This is a genomic window from Kamptonema animale CS-326, assembly GCF_028330895.1.
Classification (GTDB): domain Bacteria; phylum Cyanobacteriota; class Cyanobacteriia; order Cyanobacteriales; family Microcoleaceae; genus Kamptonema; species Kamptonema formosum.
Window position 1 is genome coordinate 1 of record NZ_JAQMUA010000470.1, and the last position, 21,964, is coordinate 21,964.

The 21,964-nt window shown below is 42.5% G+C and carries 10 protein-coding genes; 6 read left to right on the forward strand and 4 right to left on the reverse strand.

The genetic code is table 11. From position 1 onward, the window contains the following. The coding region (locus PN499_RS27520; RefSeq protein WP_272036546.1) for an alcohol dehydrogenase catalytic domain-containing protein at window positions 1-578 on the reverse strand (578 nt) is incomplete at its 3' end. Between the two features lie 895 nt (window positions 579-1,473). On the opposite strand from PN499_RS27520, the gene PN499_RS27525 reads away from it, so the two are divergent. The 4 genes from PN499_RS27525 to PN499_RS27540 all read left to right on the forward strand — a co-directional run bounded on the left by PN499_RS27525 (window position 1,474) and on the right by PN499_RS27540 (window position 7,379). Then, window positions 1,474-1,944, forward strand: coding sequence for a MarR family winged helix-turn-helix transcriptional regulator (locus PN499_RS27525; protein ID WP_272036547.1), 471 nt, complete (start codon window positions 1,474-1,476; stop codon window positions 1,942-1,944). A 232-nt stretch (window positions 1,945-2,176) separates the two neighbouring features. After that, entirely contained in the window at window positions 2,177-3,835 is a 1,659-nt protein-coding gene (locus PN499_RS27530; protein ID WP_272036548.1) for an HlyD family efflux transporter periplasmic adaptor subunit, read from the forward strand. A 576-nt stretch (window positions 3,836-4,411) separates the two neighbouring features. Beyond that, window positions 4,412-5,665: an MFS transporter gene (locus PN499_RS27535; RefSeq protein WP_272036549.1), complete on the forward strand. Its 1,254-nt coding sequence runs from the start codon at window positions 4,412-4,414 to the stop codon at window positions 5,663-5,665. A gap of 130 nt (window positions 5,666-5,795) precedes the next feature. Further along, window positions 5,796-7,379: a DHA2 family efflux MFS transporter permease subunit gene (locus PN499_RS27540; protein WP_272036550.1), complete on the forward strand. Its 1,584-nt coding sequence runs from the start codon at window positions 5,796-5,798 to the stop codon at window positions 7,377-7,379. Between the two features lie 307 nt (window positions 7,380-7,686). Here PN499_RS27540 and PN499_RS27545 read toward each other — a convergent pair whose 3' ends face one another. Then, a complete protein-coding gene (locus PN499_RS27545) occupies window positions 7,687-10,374 on the reverse strand; it encodes a DNA polymerase III subunit alpha (protein WP_272036551.1) in 2,688 nt (895 codons plus the stop codon). 148 nt (window positions 10,375-10,522) lie between these two features. On the opposite strand from PN499_RS27545, the gene PN499_RS27550 reads away from it, so the two are divergent. Next, window positions 10,523-11,137 (forward strand): tetratricopeptide repeat protein, encoded by a 615-nt coding sequence (locus PN499_RS27550; RefSeq protein ID WP_272036552.1) that lies wholly within the window; start codon window positions 10,523-10,525, stop codon window positions 11,135-11,137. Window positions 11,138-11,363: 226 nt separating this feature from the next. On the opposite strand, the gene PN499_RS27555 is transcribed toward PN499_RS27550, so the two are convergent. Together PN499_RS27555 and PN499_RS27560 are read right to left on the reverse strand one after the other, a co-directional pair. Next, window positions 11,364-12,569 (reverse strand): hybrid sensor histidine kinase/response regulator, encoded by a 1,206-nt coding sequence (locus PN499_RS27555; RefSeq protein WP_272036553.1) that lies wholly within the window; start codon window positions 12,567-12,569, stop codon window positions 11,364-11,366. A gap of 49 nt (window positions 12,570-12,618) precedes the next feature. Beyond that, the gene (locus PN499_RS27560) at window positions 12,619-16,215 is read right to left on the reverse strand and encodes a response regulator (protein WP_272036554.1); all 3,597 of its coding nucleotides are present in this window, start codon (window positions 16,213-16,215) and stop codon (window positions 12,619-12,621) included. Window positions 16,216-16,716: 501 nt separating this feature from the next. Here PN499_RS27560 and PN499_RS27565 point away from each other — a divergent pair. Further along, complete coding sequence (locus PN499_RS27565; RefSeq protein ID WP_272036555.1) at window positions 16,717-21,936, forward strand: response regulator; 5,220 nt, start codon at window positions 16,717-16,719, stop codon at window positions 21,934-21,936. Window positions 21,937-21,964: the final 28 nt, after the last annotated feature.

A 21,964-nucleotide genomic window follows, 5' to 3' on the forward strand; every position in this document is an offset into this window, starting at 1 on the left:
CCCCAAATCGCGACAGTATGACCCGGTTGGATATCACAGTTTTCCGCCGCCATATAGCCAGTGGGGAAGATGTCGGTCAGAAATACGACTTGTTCATCTGCCAGTCCATCGGGAATTTTGAACAATCCAACATCAGCAAAGGGAACGCGGGCATATTCGGCTTGTCCCCCTGCGTAACCTCCCAGCATATGGGAGTAGCCAAACAGACCGGCTGGGGAATACCCCATGATTGCTTCTGCCATCCAAGCATTGGGGTTGGAGTTATCGCACAGTGAGGTTAGCTTTTGTTTACAAAAGAAACAACCACCGCAGGCGATCGGAAATGGCACAACGACGCGATCGCCTACCTTCACATTTTTAACAGCATTACCCAATTCTACGACTTCCCCCATAAACTCATGACCCAGGATGTCTCCCTGTTCCATTGTGGGAACGTAGCCGTCATACAAATGCAAATCAGAACCGCAAATGGCTGTTGTCGTGATTTTGACAATAGCATCCCGTGGATTAAGGATTTTGGGATCGGGTACTGTTTCGACTCCCACTTTGTTAGTACCTAGCCAACAAACTGCTTTCATGGTTTTTTCCTCTACTGTTAATTGCTACTTTCTATGGCTATTTACTTAGTCCTTTCGACGACTTTTATCTCTCTAAATAGAGTTTATCGAGTTGAAAACCACCACTAGATAGGGTTTTGCTAGATATTTATATAACACTACAATCCCCCCCAAGGTGCGTTTTGAAACCTTCAGGTTATTATCTCGATTATTTAGATTTAGCTCTCTATTAAGAATAATGAGTCTTCAAATAAATTTTCTCTTTCTTAAGGCGGATCAAACGCTACGCTGGTGCTGAATTCGGTTGAGACATAAAGCGCAAATCCCAAGGTTATCTGTGGAAATCCTGATGAATTTGAGAGCGGGAAATTACCCTAAATCCTCCCTAAGAATGGCGATTTTTTTTAAATTGTTCTTCCTTAATAATAAAGGGTGTCGAAGAGTACTATAAAACTTAAGTTTGTTGACACCCTAGCGAGAGAGTCTAAGAGTTTGCTCTGGAAATCATTTTGGATCTCGACTATGGGCGATCGCATCCGGGTAAGCTCCTTAACCCACACTCCTCACCTGACGAGAATCTCACTCAGTTACCTTGATGTAGTTGGTTTTCTGATTGGGGAGATCGAATTCAACGACTTAGAGCATCAGATCGAATTGCCGTGCGATCGCTGTGACTTCTGCCAGTTTGAAATTACCTATAAGTAAGATGGAAACTTACTTGATTGTCACCAAACAACCTATACTAACCTAGTAAAAAATCTAAAATAAATAATGCTATTACCCACACTTAATTGCTTATTTTATTACAATTACTCAGAAGCCGCTACAATTATTTGCTGCAAAATTCATTCCCCACCCCTTGACAATCGGGAAAAAGCACCTTACACTAATAGTACGAACACAAAGTAAATTCTAAATGATTACTACATCTACTATTAATTGCAAACCTCCGAGCCAGTGGCACGACGTTCTCGCCCCCCACAGCATCGGCTACCGGATCAAGCTGCTGGCCCAACTCAGCGGGCGCAGGTTTCAAGAACGGCTGGAACCCTTTGGCTTAACGCCTTTTCATTGGTTAGTGTTGTGCTGTCTGTGGCAAGAAGACGGCCTCCCCACTTCCAGCATTGGCGAGAAACTGCAACAGGTAGGGGGGACTTTAACAGGGGTGATCGATCGCATGGAAGAACGGAGGCTAGTCCGCCGGGAACGCGATCCCAACGATCGCCGTATTTGGCGGATTTGGCTGACTCAAGCTGGCCGGGAACTGCAAGACGTACTCCCACCGATCGCGATCGGTATCCGCGAACAAGCTATGACCGGAATTTCGAGTGCCGATCGCGAACTCTTCTCAGAACTCATAGATCGCGCGATCGCCAATCTTTCCTAAGCAGATTTCCTCCCTCGAATCACCCTAATGGATGAAGTGCAACCGCTGCCACCTCTTGTAGATTTAAATTAATCCTCAAATCATCCTCATGAAAGAAGTCTAGCCGCCCTCACTCTTTGTAAACTCTAACTAATCCTCTAATACTACGTACTCTAAACAAAAGCAGCCTTAATACCGTAAAACTACGCATTCTAAACAAACGACATCTTAGTAAATACAGGAGAGAACCACAATGCAACGCCCTAACGAAGAAATCAATGCCGCCGAACTCAACGGCAAAGGAAAAGGAGTCGCCCTTCTAGAAAAGCCAGATGTCGGCGTTGCAGATATCAGCGATAAAATGCCTGCGATCGAGACTGAGACAGCGATTGCACCCATTACCGAAACAGAGCAAAAACAGCCCCCAGCCGACCAGCCGAAGAAAGGCGGCCCGAACTTACTAATCTTAGGAATATTAGGAATAGGTGCGATCGCCGCTAGCACCTTTGGGTATAGATACTGGCAATACGCCTCCGCCCATATCGAGACGGAAAACGCCACAGTTTCCGGTCACATCCACCAAATCAGCACCCGTATTAACGGGACTGTCAGCGACGTACTCGTAGCCGACAACCAGCAAGTAAAACCGGGACAACTGTTAGTCAAACTTGACCCCCGCGACTACCAGGTTAAAGTCCAGTTAGCCCAAGCCGCTTTAGAAAGCGCCCGCCGTCAAGCTCAAGCGGCGGAATCGAGCGTGTCTCTAGCTTCTCAAACCAACCAAGGTAAGACAACGCAAGCTCAAGGGGATATCTCAACGGCCCAAGCAGCGATCGGCACTGCTCAAGCCGCTCTCAGAGAAGCCCAAGCCGGCGTACCCGCAGCCCAAGCTATTGTCGCCCAAGAAGAAGCCGGAGTCCCAGCAGCCCAGGCGAAGGTGACGCAAGCAGAATCAGGCATTCCCCAGGCCCAAGCGAGAGTTAGGGAAGCCCAAGCGGGAGTTTCTGGGGCGCAAGCGAGGTTAGCCCAAGCCGAGGCGACGGTGACAAAGGCTAAGGCAGATTTGCAACGCTACAATGAACTATTTAAGGAAGGCGCGATCGCAGGTCAACAACTAGACACAGCCCGCCAAGCCTACGATGTCGCCGTTGCCCAAAAAACCGCCGCCCAACAGGGAATCGAACAAGCTAAGGCCCAAGTCGCACAGGCTCAACAAGGCGTAGCGACAGCCCAAGCAGCATTAGCTGAAGCCAAGGAAGGTGTTAACCAAGCCCAGGCAAAAGTTGCCCAAGCCAGAGTTGGGATAGCCAGCGCCGAAGCGAAAGTCGCCCAAGCGCAAGAGGGGATTACTTCGGCTCAATCAAAATTAGAAGCTTCTAGAGGCGGATTGCAACAGGCTCAAGCTACTGGTCAGCAAACCCAGGTCAATCGATCGCAGTACAATGCAGCATTAGGTGCGATCGCGCAGTCAGAAGCTACCCTCAAAGATGCTCAACTGCAACTTTCCTATACCAATATCACCGCCCCCGCTACTGGAGTTATCGGACGAAAATCTGTAGAAGTTGGTCAGCGCGTGCAACCGGGAACTCCTTTAATGGCGATCGTTAGTAATGAGTATTGGGTGACAGCTAACTTTAAGGAAACGCAATTGACTAACATGAAACCCGGTCAAAAAGTAGAAATTAAATTAGATGCTTTCCCCAATCATAAGTTTGAGGGTCGGGTCGATAGTTTCTCACCAGCATCAGGTTCTCAGTTTGCCTTATTGCCTCCCGATAATGCTACTGGCAACTTTACAAAAATTGTGCAGCGGATTCCAGTAAAAGTTGTGTTTGATGGCGAAAGTGTCAAAGGATATGAATCGCGGATTGCACCGGGAATGTCTGCTGTTGTCAATGTTGAAATTAAATAGTTAGTTAACGGTTAACTGTTAACCGTTAACCGTTAACTGTTAACTGTTAATTGTAATTGCGTTGGCGTAGCCTGCGCGTAGCGCTTACGAAGCGAAGCAATCGCAATAGTTGAAGATCGATTCGGGATTGCTAAAGTAGGGCTTACGCAGGTCGTCGTAGAAACCGGGTTTTTGATAGAATGTGTGGTCACAACGAAGTATTTTTGTCAAAAAACCCGGTTTCTTTCATTGAGTGCATAAGTCCTGTAAAGGTTAGTTTTGCAACAGGACTTACGCATCCTCTACCATTTTCTGTAATTGCCAGTTAAAGGAAGCAATCTCAAACCCCAATCCTGTCGTTACAATGCGTAAGCCCTGTTGCAATTGTGCTTAAATTTGCTAAGAATGATAGATAATCTATATAGGTATTGAGTCGGATACCGTGCGATTGCTTCACTTCGTTCGCAATGACAAAAACCAATAACTAACCACTACCTTGCGATTGCTTCACAACGTCAAGCGCTACGCGCAGGCTACGCCAACGCAATAACAGAAGCCAACCACTAACAATTAACCACTAACCGCTAACAATTAACAATGATCGCACTTCCCCCAGCACTACGTTCTAGAAACTACCGCCTATTTTTCGCCGGACAGGGAATCTCTCTAATTGGCAATTGGATGACACAAATCGCTTCAATTTGGTTAGTTTATCATTTAAGCCAATCAGCTTTTTTACTAGGTGTAGTTGGATTTGCTGGTCAACTTCCCACTTTGATTGTAATTCCATTTGCCGGAGTTTTAATAGATAGGTGGAATCGCCACCGAGTTCTAGTTATTACTCAAATACTTGCTATGATCCAGTCATTAGCACTAGCATTTTTGGCACTAACAGGAGCGATTAATATTTGGCAGATAGTTATCCTCAGTTTTTGTCAAGGTGCAATTACCGCTTTTGATGCGCCAGCGCGTCAAGCTTTTGTACCCGAAATGGTAGAAAGGAAAGAACATTTAGCAAATGCGATCGCGATCAATTCTTCGATGTTCAATGCAGCAAGATTAGTCGGGCCTGCAATTGGAGGATTGCTAATAGCCAACGTTGGGCCAGGTTACTGTTTTCTAATTGATGGTCTCAGCTACATCGCCGTCATTGCAAGTTTGTTAGCGATGAAGGTTAAGCCTCGGAAACTAGCAGTAATTACTACTAATCCCTTAGAAAGATTGAAAGAAGGATTTGCTTATGTCTTTGGTTTTCATCCCATACGTTCGATTTTAATATTATTAGCATTAGTCTGCTTTGCTGGAATGCCATATACAATTCTAGCGCCAATTTTTGCTACCAACATTCTACATGGAGGCCCGGAAACTTTGGGCTTTTTAATGGCAGCTTCAGGAATCGGAGCCTTATCGGTTGCGATTTATTTGAGTACGCGAAAAAGTGTACTAGGATTAGGCAAATTAATTGCTATTTCGCCCGCCATTATGGGTTTAGGGCTCATAGGTTTTGCTGCCTCCCGCCAGTTGTGGCTTTCATTAATAATGATGTTGGTAATTGGCGTTGGTTTTATCCTCAATGTTACATCAAGCAATACCTTTTTACAAACAATAGTTGAAGATGACAAACGGGGGCGGGTAATGAGTATTTACGCGATGGCATTATTTGGCGCTACTCCTTTTGGCAATTTAATTGCTGGTGGATTAGCTAATTATATCGGTGCTCCTAATACATTAATGATTGGAGGTATGATTTGTATTTTTAGCTCATTTATTTTTGCTAAGCAGTTACCAACGTTAAGGCGCTTAGTTAGACCAATTTATAGGGAAATGGGTTTATTAAGTAAATCCACCTAATTAAACATAAGATAAGGATGGCTAAAAAGCCGACTTTATAAACATTCTTCCTTCTCTCATAGATAACTAAATTTTTCTTCCTTCTTCCTTCTACTTAGTTTCTCACAGCAACTCTAGATAGGTGTCAACAATGGCTAATACCAAGATGATTCAACAGCAGCCATCCGAAGATCGCGTTCCCTTAAAAACTTGGATTGGTTTAATGGGAACCATTTTAGGCGCTTTCATGGCAGTTTTAGATATTCAAATTACCAATGCTTCCCTCAGAGATATTCAAGCCTCCTTGGGCGCAACCTTAGAGGAAGGTTCTTGGATTTCAACATCTTATTTAGTAGCCGAAATTGTAGTAATTCCTCTCACGGGTTGGCTATCGCGGGTATTTTCGATCCGGTTGTATTTATTGGTCAATGCGGCCTTATTTACCTTCTTTTCGGTCTGCTGTGCTTGGGCGTGGGATTTGAATTCAATGATTGTATTCCGCGCCTTACAAGGGTTCACAGGTGGTGTTTTAATCCCGATGGCTTTCACATTTTTGCTGACTAATTTGCCACCATCAAAAGTACCAGTTGGGATGGCAATGTTTGCGATTACAGCCACCTTTGCACCGTCAATTGGGCCAACCATCGGAGGGTGGCTGACGGAGAATTATGGATGGGAATATGTCTTTTATTTAAACTTAATTCCGGGGATGCTTTTGCTAGCTGCTGTGTGGTATGCAGTTGACCCTCAACCACTGCAAACTCAACTGCTAAAAGGGGGAGATTGGTGGGGAATTATCTCAATGGCAATTGGGTTAGGTTCGCTCCAAGTTGTGTTAGAAGAAGGAAGTCGGAAAGACTGGTTTAGTTCTGATTTAATTGTGCGTTTAAGCATCATTTCTGTTATTTTCTTGAGCCTGTTTTTCTGGATTGAACTGACTCGGAAACGACCTTTTATTAATTTGCGCTTGCTGACGCGGAGGAATTTCGGCTTAGCAAGTATTGTGAATGTATCGCTAGGGGTGGGATTGTACGGTTCTGTGTACATTTTACCCCTGTATTTAGGTCAGATTCAGCAATACAATTCTATGCAAATTGGTGAGGTGATTATGTGGGCGGGAGTCCCCCAATTATTCATAGTTCCAATGGTGCCCAAATTAATGCAGCGTGTTGATATGCGGCTGATGATTGGGGTGGGAGTTAGTTTGTTTGCGGTGAGTTGTTTTATGAATGCTTATATGACTCACGACTATGGTATCAATGAGTTGCGTTGGTCGCAATTAGTACGGGCTATGGGACAGCCTTTAATTATGGTTCCTCTCTCGACGATTGCAACTGCTGGTATGGAGAAACAAGAGGCGGGTTCTGCTTCGGGATTGTTTAATATGATGCGAAATTTAGGGGGTTCGATGGGGATTGCTGCTTTGGCAACTTTGGTGACGCGGCGAGAACAATTTCACTCGAATCAATTGGGTGATTCTGTATCGTTATATAACCCGGAAACGCAAGCAAGACTTAATCAAATGACTCAGTATTTTGTGAGTAGAGGCTCGGATTTGAGTGTGGCGCAAGATCAGGCGATCGCAGCTATTTCTAATATCGTTCGCCGGGAAGCTTATGTGATGGCTTTTAATGATTGTTTTTACTTTGTGGGGATTGCTTTGCTATTAAGTGGAATTGCGGTAATCTTCTTTAAAAAGGTGAAGTCTGCTGGGGGCGGGGGAATGGTTCATTAAAGCGATAAAGAGGGTTATACCAATTCCCCAAAATTATGCAATAGTAAGTCTTGGGACATACCAAACCTATCATAGACTCTACCCACTCTTGGCAATAGTTAAAGGCAATTAAGCCAATTTTCGCCATATAAACCTATCCAAAAATTGCTATGTCTTCTTCTAGTTAGTATTAACTCCAGCTTCCTTTAAAACCCTAGAAACACATCTTTCGCTAACCTTAAGATAATTGGGAATATCTCGGCATTCCATGCCATGCTTGAAAGCGGCAATAATTTGTAGCTTTTGTTCAGAGTTTATTTTTCTGTAGTCAACAAACATCTTCTTGCAATAAAGAGCCCTTTATTTGTATTAAATCTAATCCTTTTTCAAAGATTTCGTCAATGGGCAGCATTTGCCCATCATCAGTCATAAACTTATGATCTTTTGTCGCTTTAATTATTGAACCATCTTCCAGAGAATACTCCCATACTTCTTGTTTACCTCGGTGATGTCTTTGTGCAATCATTTGCGTATAAACATAACCATTACTATCAACGCTATATACACTGCATTCTACCTCTTCCTCAATAATTTTGCCAATAGACATCGGGCCATATTCTACCGTCAATATCTCCGTGTCATAGCTCAAGCAATATTCAGCAAATTGAAGCATCTGCTCGAATAACTTTTCAGCAATTCTTTGGCTGACTCCATTCTTAGTCGCACCATCGATAAATGTTTCTCGCTGCTTCTGCATTTCGTCAGCTTTTTTCTTCCCCATTGCGCGGCGTAACAAGTCAGCTTGACCTAAAGAATAGCCAGCTAAATCTTGAGCAACACGCATGATTTGCTCCTGAAAGCAAAGCGTTCCATAAGTCTCTTTGAGAATCGGCTCTAACAGCGGGTGATCGTATTCAACTAACTCTCTTCCATGCTTCCGATCGATAAATTGGGGAATCAAACCTGCATCCAGCGGCCCGGGTCGATAAAGTGCCAAAATTGAAGAAATATCCTCTAAACAAGAGGGTTTCAGTTTCTTAACTACATCAAGCATCCCAGAAGATTCTAACTGAAAAATTCCTTCTAGATCGCCTTTTGCTAATAATTTATAGGTTTTAGAAACATCTTCGGGTAATTTTTTACAAGTAAGAAAAGCTTCTTGGGCTTTGCGTTCTATATCAGAAGGTAACGTTTCTGGGTCAATATCACGATCGCTTGTTTGCTTAATATACTCAACGGTTTTTTGAAGCATAGTTAAGTTTTTCAAGCCCAAAAAATCCATCTTTAAAAGACCGAGGGATTCCAAGTCTTCCATATAATACTGCGTAATTACAGCCCCCTCATTATTCCTTTGTAGCGGTACAATTTCATCCAATGGCTGCGCGGAAATCACGACTCCAGCCGCGTGAACGCCATAGGTTTTATTCGTTCCCTCAATCCGAATTGCCATGTCAAGCCACTGGCGAACTGCAATCGTTTTTTCTTCAGTTCCATCGTTATTTTTAGCTTGAAGTGTCTCCTCTTCATAAGCTTGTCTAAACTCCGGTGCTGGCGTTTGTTCTGAAATCATTACCGCTAATTTTTCCGGTTTTCCCCGCGATACAGGGATTAACTTTGCCATTTCATCGGCTCGTTTGTAAGGAACGCCTAATACTCTGGCAACATCTTTCAATACAGATTTGGATGTTAGGCGGTTAAAAGTGATAATTTGAGCTACACGCTCAGCACCATATTTTTCCGTGACATATTTAATCATGTCATCTCGTCTTTCTATGCAGAAATCTGTATCGATATCTGGCATAGATTTACGTTCTGGGTTAAGAAATCTCTCAAATAGTAACCCATGATGTACTGGATCAATATTGGTAATTTTCATAGCGTAGGCAACTAAAGAACCTGCGGCCGAACCCCTTCCTGGCCCAACAGGAATGTTATTTCTGCGAGCATAATCAATGTAGTCCCAAACTACTAAAAAGTAGGTAGAAAAACCCATGTCCTGAATCATTTTTAATTCATATTCCAGCCGTTCTTTATAAACTGGCTTGATTTCTTTGCGTTCTTTGGCGTTAAATCGTTCTAGTAGTCCTTGCCATGCAACATACTCTACATAAGTATCTGCTGTGTGATCTGCGGGGATTTCATAGGTGGGAATGCGAGGTTCGTCAAAAATTTCGTATTTTTTGATTTTACCAGCGACTTCTAAAGTGTTAGCAATTGCTTCTTTGATGACATCATCTGGTAAATGATCTCTAAATAGTTGCGCCATTTCTTCAGCAGATTTCAAATACTCAGTTCCGCTGTAGCGCATCCGCTTTTCATCCTCAACCAGTTTGCCAGTTTGAATGCACAGCAAAGCATCGTGAGCTTCGACATCACTGCAAGCTGTAAAGTGGGAATCATTGGTAGCAACTATTTTAATGCCCAGTTCTTTACCAATTTTTACCAGCTCAATATTCACAATCCTGTCTTCCCAGAAACCATGATCTTGAATTTCTAAATAGTAATCATCGCCAAATAAATCTTTATACCATTTTGCTACTTTCCGAGCTTCTTCTAGATTACCTAGATCGATCAGGCGGGGGACTTCACCTGCTCTGCAACCGCTGGTGACGATCAGACCTTCATGATATTGTTCCAATAGTTCTTTGTTAATGCAAGGACGGGCAAAAAGACCCCTTTCTGGCATTCCTTGTAAGTGAGAGATGGTAGTTAATTTAACTAAATTTTTATAACCTTGAGTATTTTTAGCTAAAACAACTTGATGGTATTTTTTTCTGCCTTTAACTTTGACAGAAATATCGCCATTGACTACATACATCTCATTGCCAATAATGGGTGTAATATTTTTATTACGGCAAACTTTAATAAGTTCGATCGCGCCGTACATAACTCCGTGATCTGTAAGCGCGATCGCGGGCATACCCAACTCTACCGCTCGGTCTATCAGGGGCGGTAGCTGAGATGCTCCATCAAGCAGGCTGTAGTCACTGTGAATGTGGAGGCCGACAAAAGACATGGCGATTTAGGATTTTAGACTTTAGAGTTTAAATTTTACAACATATAGTGCATAAGTGGCTCTAGGGTGAGATATATATTCAAATGAGCCGAATACCATCGGTCTAAAATTCTTCTATCTGACCACAATATTACAGAGTACAAAAACCATGAAATCTATATACAAAGCCATCACTTTTTTAGGAATCATTGCAGCTTTAAGCGGACTACCTTCTGCTGTTAAAGCTGAGTTATCGCCCACAATTACTGCTCAAAAGAGCATCGACCAATTTTTTGACCGAGGTGTAGATAAGTTACTAAAAGGCGATTACTCTGGAGCGATTGAAGACTTCACCGAAGCGATTCGCCTCAATCCTAACGAGCCTGGAATATATAGTAACCGAGGTTTAGCTCGTGCGAGCAAAGGCGATATTCAGGGAGCGATCGCTGATTACAACCAGGCAATTCGTATCAATCCTAACTATGCGATCGGCTACCTACATCGAGGCCTGGCTTACTCTGCATTAAAAAATTATCAGTATGCACTCTCCGATTACGACCAAGCCCTCCGGCTTAATCCTAATTTAGGCGAAGCTTACTACAATCGCGGTAATATTCACCGCTACCTTAAAGAAAAGGAAGCAGCACTCGCAGATTTTAAGAAAGCCGCAGAGATCTATCAGCAACAAGGCAAAACTCAGTATTATCAAGATGCAGTTGATAAAATTCAAGAGCTAGAGCAACCTAGTAAAGTATCTCGCTCTAATTGGCGCGAATTTTATTAGCATTAATAGGGTTTTGCTATTAGTGGGACTTAGAATAGCTTAACAGAAGCTGCGCTAGTCCCTAAAAATTCTTCAATTCCTCCCTATCCTACCCTCCGATTAATTAAAAGTTCAAAATTAAAAGTTCAAAATTAAATCTCACAATTTTTAATTTTGCATTTTTAATTTTTAATTGATTAAGTTGCTCCCCATCCCCCCATCCTCCCCTGTGACTCCTCACTCCTAATTACTCCTCAAGCTGTTTGGGTAAAATAACCGTAAACACGCTACCCTTTTCCACTTTACTGCTGACGGCGATTTCTCCTTTAAAAGGTTTTAAAAGTTCAAGGCAAGTATAAAGTCCTAGTCCAATGCCTGTAGGAACTCCTGCTTCCCTATCTTCGTAATTTGCTAACTTTGTTGTGTAGAAAGGATCGAATATTTTTGACATATTTTCAGATGCAATTCCACAACCGGTATCTTGAATATCTATGTAGATTCGGCGATCGTCTTGCCTAGTAATAATAGTTAGTTCTTTAAGTCTTTCTCCCCACATCGCATCAATTGCATTCTCAGCCAAGCTGTGAAATATCTGGGAAATATGACAATATATTAAAGGAATACTGGCTATTTGCTCGTCAAATATATATTTCTTTTTAATGGTCGAGTTAAAGTGGAAATCAGCTTCTAATAATTGAATCTCGCGCCGCAAAAGTTCGTTGATATTAATCGGCTTTAAATCTTGCTCTTGTTCTCTTCTGCTTTTGAGCATTAGGGTATTTACGATCTCATTTATTTGGTTAACGGCAGTGTTAATATACCCGCTATACTTCAAACATACTAGATCTTCAGTTTCTTGCGCTTTTGTTTCGATCAGATTAACAGTAGTTAAAATAACTTGAAGAGGATTTCTTAAATTGTGAAATAATCCTTGGGTTAACCGCCCAATGATAGCTGTTTTTTCTTGTTGAACCAGTTGTTTAGTCTTTTGTTCGACAAGTTTTTCTAAGTTGTTGTTGACCTCGCTCAGCTCTGCATTTTTTTCCTGAAGTTTCTTTTGTAGATTGCAGATAGTTAGATGGGTGTTAATTCTGCTTAATACCTCTTCATACTGAAATGGCTTAGTGATGTAATCAACAGCACCTACTTGAAAACCCTGGACTTTATTGACTGTCTCAGAAAGTGCAGTCATAAAAATTACTGGAATGTCTTGGGTAGTTGGATTGGTTTTCAACCGACGGCAAGTTTCAAACCCATCAATTCCTGGCATCATCACATCCAAGAGAATCAGAGTAGGACGAATGCGTTCAATTTGCTTAATTGCACTTTCGCCGTTGAGAGCTACTAAGACCTTAAAATCGGACTTCTTCAATAAATCGAAAAGTACATCCAGATTATTTTGATTGTCGTCTACGATGAGTATAATATTTTTTTTTGTTTTTTTATCAGTCATTTTAAATTTAATTGGTGATTGAGTTGAAAGAAAAAATGAACAGGCTTAATTAATATTGTGCCAGATAATCCTGAAGTAGTTTTTGAATTTTATAGAGCTGAAATCCTTTAGCTAATTGGCGCATCTGACTGGCAAATGGTACTAATTTATTATCTAAGTTTTCCAGCCTAGCAGCTTCCTCCAAAATTTCTTCGATATCGCCGATTTCCGCTGAGCTTAACAAAGCAGCGATTGAGTCTTTAGAAGGTGGAAGAAAGCAAGATGTTTCCGTTGATGTGGAGATAAAAGGCTCACTCTGTAAATAGTATGCAGTCTGAAAAGAATCCATCAGTTCATCCTTACTCGTTCTTTTTCCACCTCGATCTTTGTAAATCCATTCTAATCCTAGACGTAACTGTAATCTGTCTAAAAGCTGCTTTACTTCGATCGGTTTGATCAGAAAATTATCACTACTTCCCAATAAACGAGCGAGTTTATTATTATCGAAAGCACTGGCACTAATCGCGAGTAAAACTATATCTTTTAGTTCTGGTAAATGCCGCAACCGCCTGGTAGCTTCAAAGCCGTCCATTACTGGCATTACTAAATCCATTAAAATTACATCTGGCTTGAATTCTACAGCCTTATTCAGGCATTCTTTACCATTGGCAGCTTCAATAATCTCAAAGCCTAAAGGTTCAAGAAGATTTCGTAAGATGTCGCGATTTACCTGATTGTCATCCACTACTAGAACTTTGCGCTTATGGCCTACAAAACCTACAATCTGGGGTACTTCCTTTGCTTCCACTAGCGGGCAACTGTGCTCGACTAACGGTAACTCTAAATCCACCCAGAAAATGCTACCTTTACTCAAGGCACTTTTAACGCCGATTTCGCCCCCCATCATCTTGACTAATTTTTGGCTGATCGATAGTCCCAGTCCCGTACCTTCAGTAGAATAAGCGCGATCGCTTACTTGGTGGAACGGCAAAAATATTTCTTCTAATTTACTTGCTTCTATACCGATGCCGGTATCTTCTACTTGAAAGCGAATTTTGATAATTGGGAATTGGTAATTGTTAGTTGTTAGTTGTTCGTTGTTACTGATAATTCCCAGTCCCCATTCTCCACCTTCTAAACAGCCGACTTTAAAAGTTACACCGCCGCTGTTGGTAAACTTAACTGCATTGCCTAGTAAATTAATTAGAACCTGCCGTAATCTTTTCTCATCAGCGTAAATACTCCTGGGTAATTGCGAGAATTGTTCGCAAGTAAAGGCAATATTTTTTTGGCTAGCTCGCATTTGGAAAAGATCGCTAATACTTTTAATAAAGTTAGGGAAATGTAACTCTGTAGGGTATAGTTCCATTTTCTCCGCTTCAATTTTGGAGAGATCTAAAATGTCATCAATCAGAGTTAGTAAATGTCCGCCGCAGTCTTGAATAGTCTTGAGATTCTCCTGCTGCTGAGAAGTTAAATTGTCGTGCATTTTCAGAATTTGAGTATAGCCTAAAATGCCGTTCAAAGGCGTTCGCAACTCATGACTCATATTAGCAAGAAATTCGCTTTTCGCACGGTTGGCAGCTTCAGCGGCTTCTTTAGCTTGTTGCAGGGCTAATTCTGCTTGCTTGCGCTCGGAGATTTCGATTTGCGCTTGTTCAAAAAGTGTAGATTGTTGGATGGCAATCGCCAATTGCACGCACAACTGTCTGAGGGATTCGATTTCTGATGAGTGCCAAACACGAGGGCCTTTGCAGTGATGGACGATTAGCAGACCCCATAATATATTTTTGATTTTTGACCCGGAGCTTTTGCCATAAAATTCAGACTCCTGACTATTTTGCAAAATTGGTACTACCAAATTAGCTTTAACTTGAAATTTGCTGAGAAAATCAAGGTAACAGTGCTTTAAACCAGCAGTATAAATATCTTCAATTGCACAAATATGACCTTCCTGGTAAAGGGAAATATAATTTTCTACAAAGCAATTGTCTTGAATATCTTTCCCGCAAATCGGCATCCAGTCCTCTCCTACTGACTCGACAGCTATTGCCCCCATCCCATCAGGATTAAAGTGATAGATTGCTACGCGGTCAGTTGACAAAAAATAACGCACTTCTTCCACAGCAGTTTTCAGCACTTCTTCCAATTTAAGAGACTGGCGAATCCGCTCGATACTTGCTCCTACTAGCCTCTCCCGCAAAAATTGCTGCTGTAATGCTTCTTCTGCTTGTTTGCGTTGAATGTGGGAACCTAGCTGAGTTGCCACAGCATTTACTAGCTCAAGTAAACGCCGATCTTTTAGGCTTTTTGACCGCTTAAAGAAAACTAAAACAGCTAAAACTACTCCGTTAGCACAAATTGGTACGCCAAAACAAGCTTTTAACCCCATTGCTGCGGCGATGCGCGTCCGTCCTATGAAAATAGGATTCTTATAATCACAAATATTTTCTATCCATTCGGGCTGTCCAGAATACCAAATACGACCTGGTAGTCCGATTCCTGATGCAAATGTGAATCTTTTGCTAAAACGCCGAAACTCTTCAAGTGATAAGTCGCTGCCATACCAACCTTCACTACACACTAAAACTGTACCCTCTCTACCCGCAGGAATCCAAGCTTCGGCAAAATCCCATCCGATGCTGGTACAAAATAAACCGAGAATTACTGTTAAAGCATCTTGAAAATCTAGGGAGCGATTAATCGCTTGAGTTGTTGCTAGTAGTAAACGAATTTCATCTTCAGTTTGCTTTTGCTCGGTGATATCGCTCGCTGTACCTAGAATTTGTTTGACTTTGCCTTCGGGAGTTCTGACAAATATCGCATCTCGGCTTTTCAACCAGCGCCAAGAACCGTCTTGATGTTTCATCCTATAATCAAATTCCAATATATTGCCGTTGGAGCAGTTCTTAATTTTTTGGTGATATTCTTGGAGTTTGACAAAATCTTCTGGGTGCATTAGATTTGAAAACAGTTTACAACCCATATTTTGAATTTCTTGGGGAGTATAACCGAGAACTTGGCGGATTTGACCATTAATATAAATATTGCGTTGCTCGATTAGGTCGTGTATGTATAATATATTTGGGCTGGCTTCAGCGATTTGCTGAGTAAATCGCTCGCTTTCCCTTAGCGCTGCTTCTGCCTGTTTGCGATCGCTGATTTCTTTTTGAAGGATTTTGTTTTGCTCTTGCAAGACTTTCTCGACTCCTAAGCGAGTCTTGATTTCTGCTTGCAGAATTTGATTTTGTTCTTTGAGCTGCTTTTGCAGCCTTTGCATTGTTAATTGATGTTCTACGCGAGCTAAAACTTCTTCAGAGTGAAAAGGCTTGCTGATGTAATCCGCTCCGCCTGCGGCAAATGCTTTTACTTTTTCAAAGACTTCACCTTTGGCGCTCAAGAAAATTACTGGAATGTCCCAGGTTTTCTCGTCTGATTTGAGTTGTTTGCAGACTTCGTAACCGTCTACAGCAGGCATTACTATGTCTAGTAAAATCAAATCCGGTGGGTTTGAGTTACAAGCTCTAAGTGCCAGTTGCCCATTAATGGCGCGGCGGCATTCATACCCCCGCTTTCTCAATAATGCGGATAAAACCCGCAGGTTATCTGGTTGGTCGTCAACTATTAAAATGTATCCTAATGGGGCTTCCGATTGTTGGCTGTTCATGCTAGATATACTCTATCAAAATCGGGGTTTAGGGGAGATCTGCATCCATAACGTCAACTGCTGTCTTGGTGGTTGATTAAAACCCTGTGGACGACTGGTGTTACGAATTTTTCCATAACGCCTATCCCGATCGCAGTCTGCTAGTTCACCACCCGACAACTGCAATATAGTATAGTTGGCTCGCTATAACACCTAGATGCGGCAGCTTCCAAAAAAATCTTATCACAAATTAAAAAAGTTGGTGTTGATTCCACTGACCTGTTTGAGATCTCTTTTACGTTTAATTATGCCATTCTACTTACCACTCCGATCTCGGTGTTACAACACATCACTCAGAGGACGGTATTACTATTAGTGTTGGGTGAGTCCTGAATATGTTAAAGTTTTAACGATCGTAAAAAAATTAATAAATGATTCCAGAGTTGATTTAGCTATTATTTAACCAGCCAAAATTTTAAAATATCACCTTTTGAGATTGAGTCCAAAAGCCCAAATTAAACAATGAGCGACTATCAAACTGCGGCGGCTGCAAATATTTTAGTAGTTGACGACAACGTGGATATTTTGTACTTGTTCGACAGCTTTTTGAGCGCGCGAGGTTATATCGTCAGGTCAATATCTGACAGTCGCTGGGCTGTGGCAGCGGCGCGGGCCCAACGACCCGATCTAATCATACTGGATATGATTATGCCGCCGCCGGAAGGTCGAGAAATCTGCACTCAACTCAAAGCAGACGATCGCACTCGCGACATTCCCGTTATCTTTATCACCGCTAAAAGTGAAATGTTAGATCAGTTGGAAGCTTTTGCTGCTGGCGGTGCTGACTACATCACGAAACCCTTTCAGGCAGAAGAGGTGTTGGTGCGGGTGAAGAATCAACTGAAAATTTCGAGGCTGCAAAAGCAATTGACACAGCAAAATGCGCTACTTTCTCAGGAGATTCGCGATCGCCAACTCGCAGAAGCTGCTCTTTCTAAACAACTTCACCGCAGTAACCTACTCAGAGAAATAACTGAGCAAATTCGCTCCCACATCGATTCAGAGCAAATCTTCAAGACGGCCGCTGCCGTTGTGGGCAAGGCTTTTAATAGCGATCGAACGCAAATTCTCTTCTATACAGAGTTGCCAACTCCCAAATTGCTGACGGCTGCGGAATATTGGACTCCCAGCTACCCTGCGATCGAATTTGTGGAGATTCCCATTGCTGGCAATCCCCACGCCAGACAGGTATTGTCTCAAGAACGGGCGATCGCCACCAACGACGTTACCTGCGAACCCCTGTTGCAGACAGTTCAAGCGCTGTGCGAACATTTTAACCTCAAGTCGATGCTGAGCGTCCGCACCTCTTACAAAGGCAAACCGAACGGTATTATCGGATTGCATCAGTGCGATCGCTTTCGGGAATGGCAGCCAGAGGAGATTGAGCTCTTAGAAGCGATCGCGGCTCAACTGGGAATCGCGATCGCTCATGCAGAATTGCTAAAACAAGAAAAACAAGCCCGCATCGAACAAAACCGCCAAAACCTCCAGTTGCAACAAGAAATCCGCGATCGGCGATCGGCAGAAATCGCTCTCACGGAAAGCGAAAGCAAATATCGCGCCCTCGTCGAAGCCGCCGCCGATGCTATTTTTCTAGTAAATCCCGAAACTAACTTAATTTTCGACTGCAATCAGCGGGCAGTAGAAATGTTTGAAGCCCAAAGTAAAGAGGAATTACTTAATATTCAAGGGCATACACTTCACCGCCACAATTATCAGCCAGAAGCCCTTACTTCTGACTTAGAAGCCATCGATATCAACGGTTTTTGCACTCTCGAACTGGAATATGTAACCAAACAAGGCAAGATATTTTGGGGCAACTTAGCAGCTAAGCAAATTGATGTCATAGGTCAGAAAATCTATCTAGTTCGGGTTGCTGATATCAGCGAACGCAAACACAGAGAAGAAGCTCTAAAATTAATTGTTGAAGGAACAGCTTCTACCACTGGTACCGAATTTTTGCGCCACTGCGTCCGTTATCTTGCCGAAGTTTTACAAGTCCGTTACTCTTTAATCACCGAGATTATCAACCCTGCTAAAACCAAAGTGCAGACATTAGCATTTTGGAATGGCTTTGACTGGATTGAAAACATCGAGTACGATCTTGTCGGCACACCCTGCGAAAATGTGTTTCAAGGGCAAGGATGCTACTATCAACATAACGTGCAACAACTCTTTCCCAACGACCGATATTTAGTGGAGATAAATGTCGAAAGTTATTGGGGAATTCCGCTAATTAACTCCGAAGGAACTGCCCTCGGTCATTTAGCTGTTTTAGACATCAAGCCAATGGCTAAAGATGCAGGGATTGAGTCAATTTTGAAAATATTTGCCGCTCGTGCGGCTGCGGAACTAGAGCGAAAACAAGCAGAAGCACAAGCAGCAAAACTACTAGAACAGTTGCAACAAGCTCAATCCCTTGCTCGCCTTGGTAATTGGGAATTTGATGTTAGCACTCAAATAATTACTTGGTCAGATCAACTCAAGAAAATTTTTGGTCTGGCTCCCCAAGTTTCTACCCCCACTCTAGAAGAACATATACAACAAATTCATCCTGACGATCGAGAACGCTGGCTAGCTGTAGTAGAAAGGGCCCTTGCTTTGGGAGAACCCTACGAAATCGACTTTCGCATTATTAGGCCGGACAGAGAGAGCCGCTACCTTAACGCTAGAGGCGAAGTATTGCAAAGCGAGTCAGGTCAAGTCTTGCGGCTATTCGGTACAGTAATAGACATCACCGATCGCAAACTTTTAGAGCGAGAATTAGCATTGCGGGAAGCTAGGCTCAACGGCTTTTTTACTTGCGCTCCTGTGGGAATGGCGATTGTAAATAGTCAGTTGCAATTCCTGCAAGTCAACGAAGTCCTCGCAGAGATTAATGGAGTTTCTATACAAGATCACATCGGCAAAACTATCTCCGAAATTGTGCCATCACTTGCACCTATTTTAACACCGCTCTATGAGCAGGTATATGCTACCGGCAAAGCGATTATCAATCTAGAAGTATCGGGTGAAGTACCTAGTCAGCCAGGTGTTGTTCGCGACTGGGTAGTTTCTTACTTTCCAATTTTTGAGCAGGAATCTCGACTTTCTGGGTTGGGAGCAGTGGTAGTCGAAATTACAGAGAATAAGCGAGTTGAGTCAGAATTGCGATCGGCAAAAGAACGCTTGCAACATTTACTTGCTGCTAGTCCTGCGGTGATATATAGCATCAAACCTTCCCCAGATGGCAAACTTGCATTCTTAAGCGAAAATGTCACGGCGGTTGCGGGATGGAACGCGCGAGAATTTCTGGAGGATCGCAATTTTTGGGCAAGTCATCTTCACCCAGACGATGTTGAGGGTGTCTTTGCCAGATTTCCCGTGATTTTGTCGAAGGGAGAAGACTCTTATGAATATCGTTTCCTCCATAAAGACGGGACTTACCGCTGGGTTTACGATCGCATTCGCCTGGTGAAAGATGAAGCAGGTAATCCCATTGAATGCGTTGGTTATTGGGTAGATATTAGCGATCGCAAACAGGCAGAGTTAGCATTGCAGGAGAGTGCCCAGCGGGAGAAAGCGATCGCTAAAATCATTCAAAAAATACGGCAGACATTAGATTTTGACACTATATTTAACGCCGTAGCCCTTGAACTGCGGCAACTAATTAAATGCGATCGCACCGCCATCTTCCGCTTCAACCCTGACTGGAGCGGAAATTTTGTCGCCGAGTCTGTGGCTCCCGGCTGGATTTCTCTCCTTCGGGAACAAAACGGCGAACCCCATCTCAAAGATGGTTATTTCGATCGCGAAAATTGGCCGTTCAAAATCTTGCTTAGCAATTCTGAAAACATAGCCGATCCTTATTTGCAAGAAAACAATGGCGGAGCGAATTTTTACAAAGTTAATTTCCTAGTAATAGAAGATATTTATACCGCAGAATTTACACCTTGTCATGTCAACCTTTTAGAGCAATTTCAAGCCAGAGCATACATAATTGTCCCCATTTTTTGCGGTCAAAATCTTTGGGGGTTACTGGCAAGCTATCAAAATTCAGGCCCCCGAATTTGGAGCGAAGCAGAAATTAATACGGTGATTCAAATTGGAACTCAATTAGGAGTAGTCTTGCAGCAGGCAGAACTGCTAGCGCAGACCCAAAAGCAGTCAGTGGCATTGCAACAAGCTGCCATCGCCGCCGACACAGCCAACCACGCCAAAAGCGAATTTCTAGCAGCCATGAGTCACGAATTGAGAACTCCCTTGAATGCGATTTTGGGATTTACTCAAGTTATGAGTCGAGATCCTACACTAAACCAACAGCAACAAGAAAATTTAGGCATTATCAATCGTGCTGGCGAACACCTACTTAATTTGATCAATGACATTCTCGAAATGTCTAAAATTGAAGCAGGACAAGCAGAGCTTAATCTGAGCAACTTTGACTTAATTGGCTTGCTTTTCAGTTTAGAAGAAATGCTCAGGTTAAAAGCCCAATCTAAGGGTTTACACTTAATCTTTGACATTGCTCCCGACGTTCCCCAATACGTACAAGCAGATGAAGGTAAATTACGACAAATCTTGATCAACATCTTGGGAAATGCCGTAAAATTTACAGAGAAAGGTAGTGTCACCTTGCGAGTAAGGAATAAAGAAATGGCAACTAATGTCAGCGTTTCCGAGCGAATAGAGCTGACAGATCGGGTAGAAAGTATAAATTATCCTTCATCTTTCATCCCTATTTCTTCATCCTTCTGTCTTCAGTTTGAAGTTCAAGACACAGGCCCCGGCATTTCCCCGGAAGAAATTAATCAACTCTTTGAAGCTTTCACCCAAACAGAAACAGGTAGAAAATCTCAACAAGGAACTGGATTAGGTTTACCTATCAGCCAGAAATTTGTGCAACTAATGGGAGGAGATATCGCTGTGAGGAGTATTCTGGAGCAGGGAACAGCATTTACATTTGATATTCCAGTTTTAATGGCAGAAGCGACAGATATTCAAACTTCCCAACCCCAGCAAAAAGTCATTGGTTTAGCGCCAAACCAGCCTAATTATCGAATTTTAGTAGTTGAAGATCGTTATGAAAATCGCCTACTATTAGTTGCTTTGATCGGAGCCATTGGTTTCGAGGTGTGCGAAGCAGAAAATGGTCGAGAAGCTATTGAGTTATGGTCGAATTGGGAGCCGCATTTGATCTGGATGGATATGAGAATGCCCGTGATGGACGGCTACGAAGCTACCAAATACATTAAAGATAAAGAGCATTTAAGAGGTCAGAAAACAGTAATTATTGGGATTACAGCCAGCGCTTTTGAAGAGGAGCGTTCTCAGGTTTTGTCCGCAGGTTGTGATGATTTTGTTCGCAAGCCTTTCCGAGATGAAGCTATCTTAGAAATGATGGCAAAACACCTGGAAGTCCGTTATCTTTATCAAGATCGTCCCGAATCGAACGATGTGCTTTTGTCGGGACAAGTTATCTCAGAAATGGGGGAAATTTTGACAAGGGAAGCTATGGCACTAATGCCTAAAAATTGGACAGCAGAACTACAACAAGCAGCTACGGAACTCGATGAAAAGCAAATTTCTATATTGTTAAATCAAGTTAGAAAGGAATATCCACACATTATTAGCGCCCTAGAGCATTTAGTAAATAATTTTCGTTTTGATTTAATTGTAGACTTAATTGAGGATAATCAGTAGAAGGAAGAAGAAAAATAGATCGTAGCGC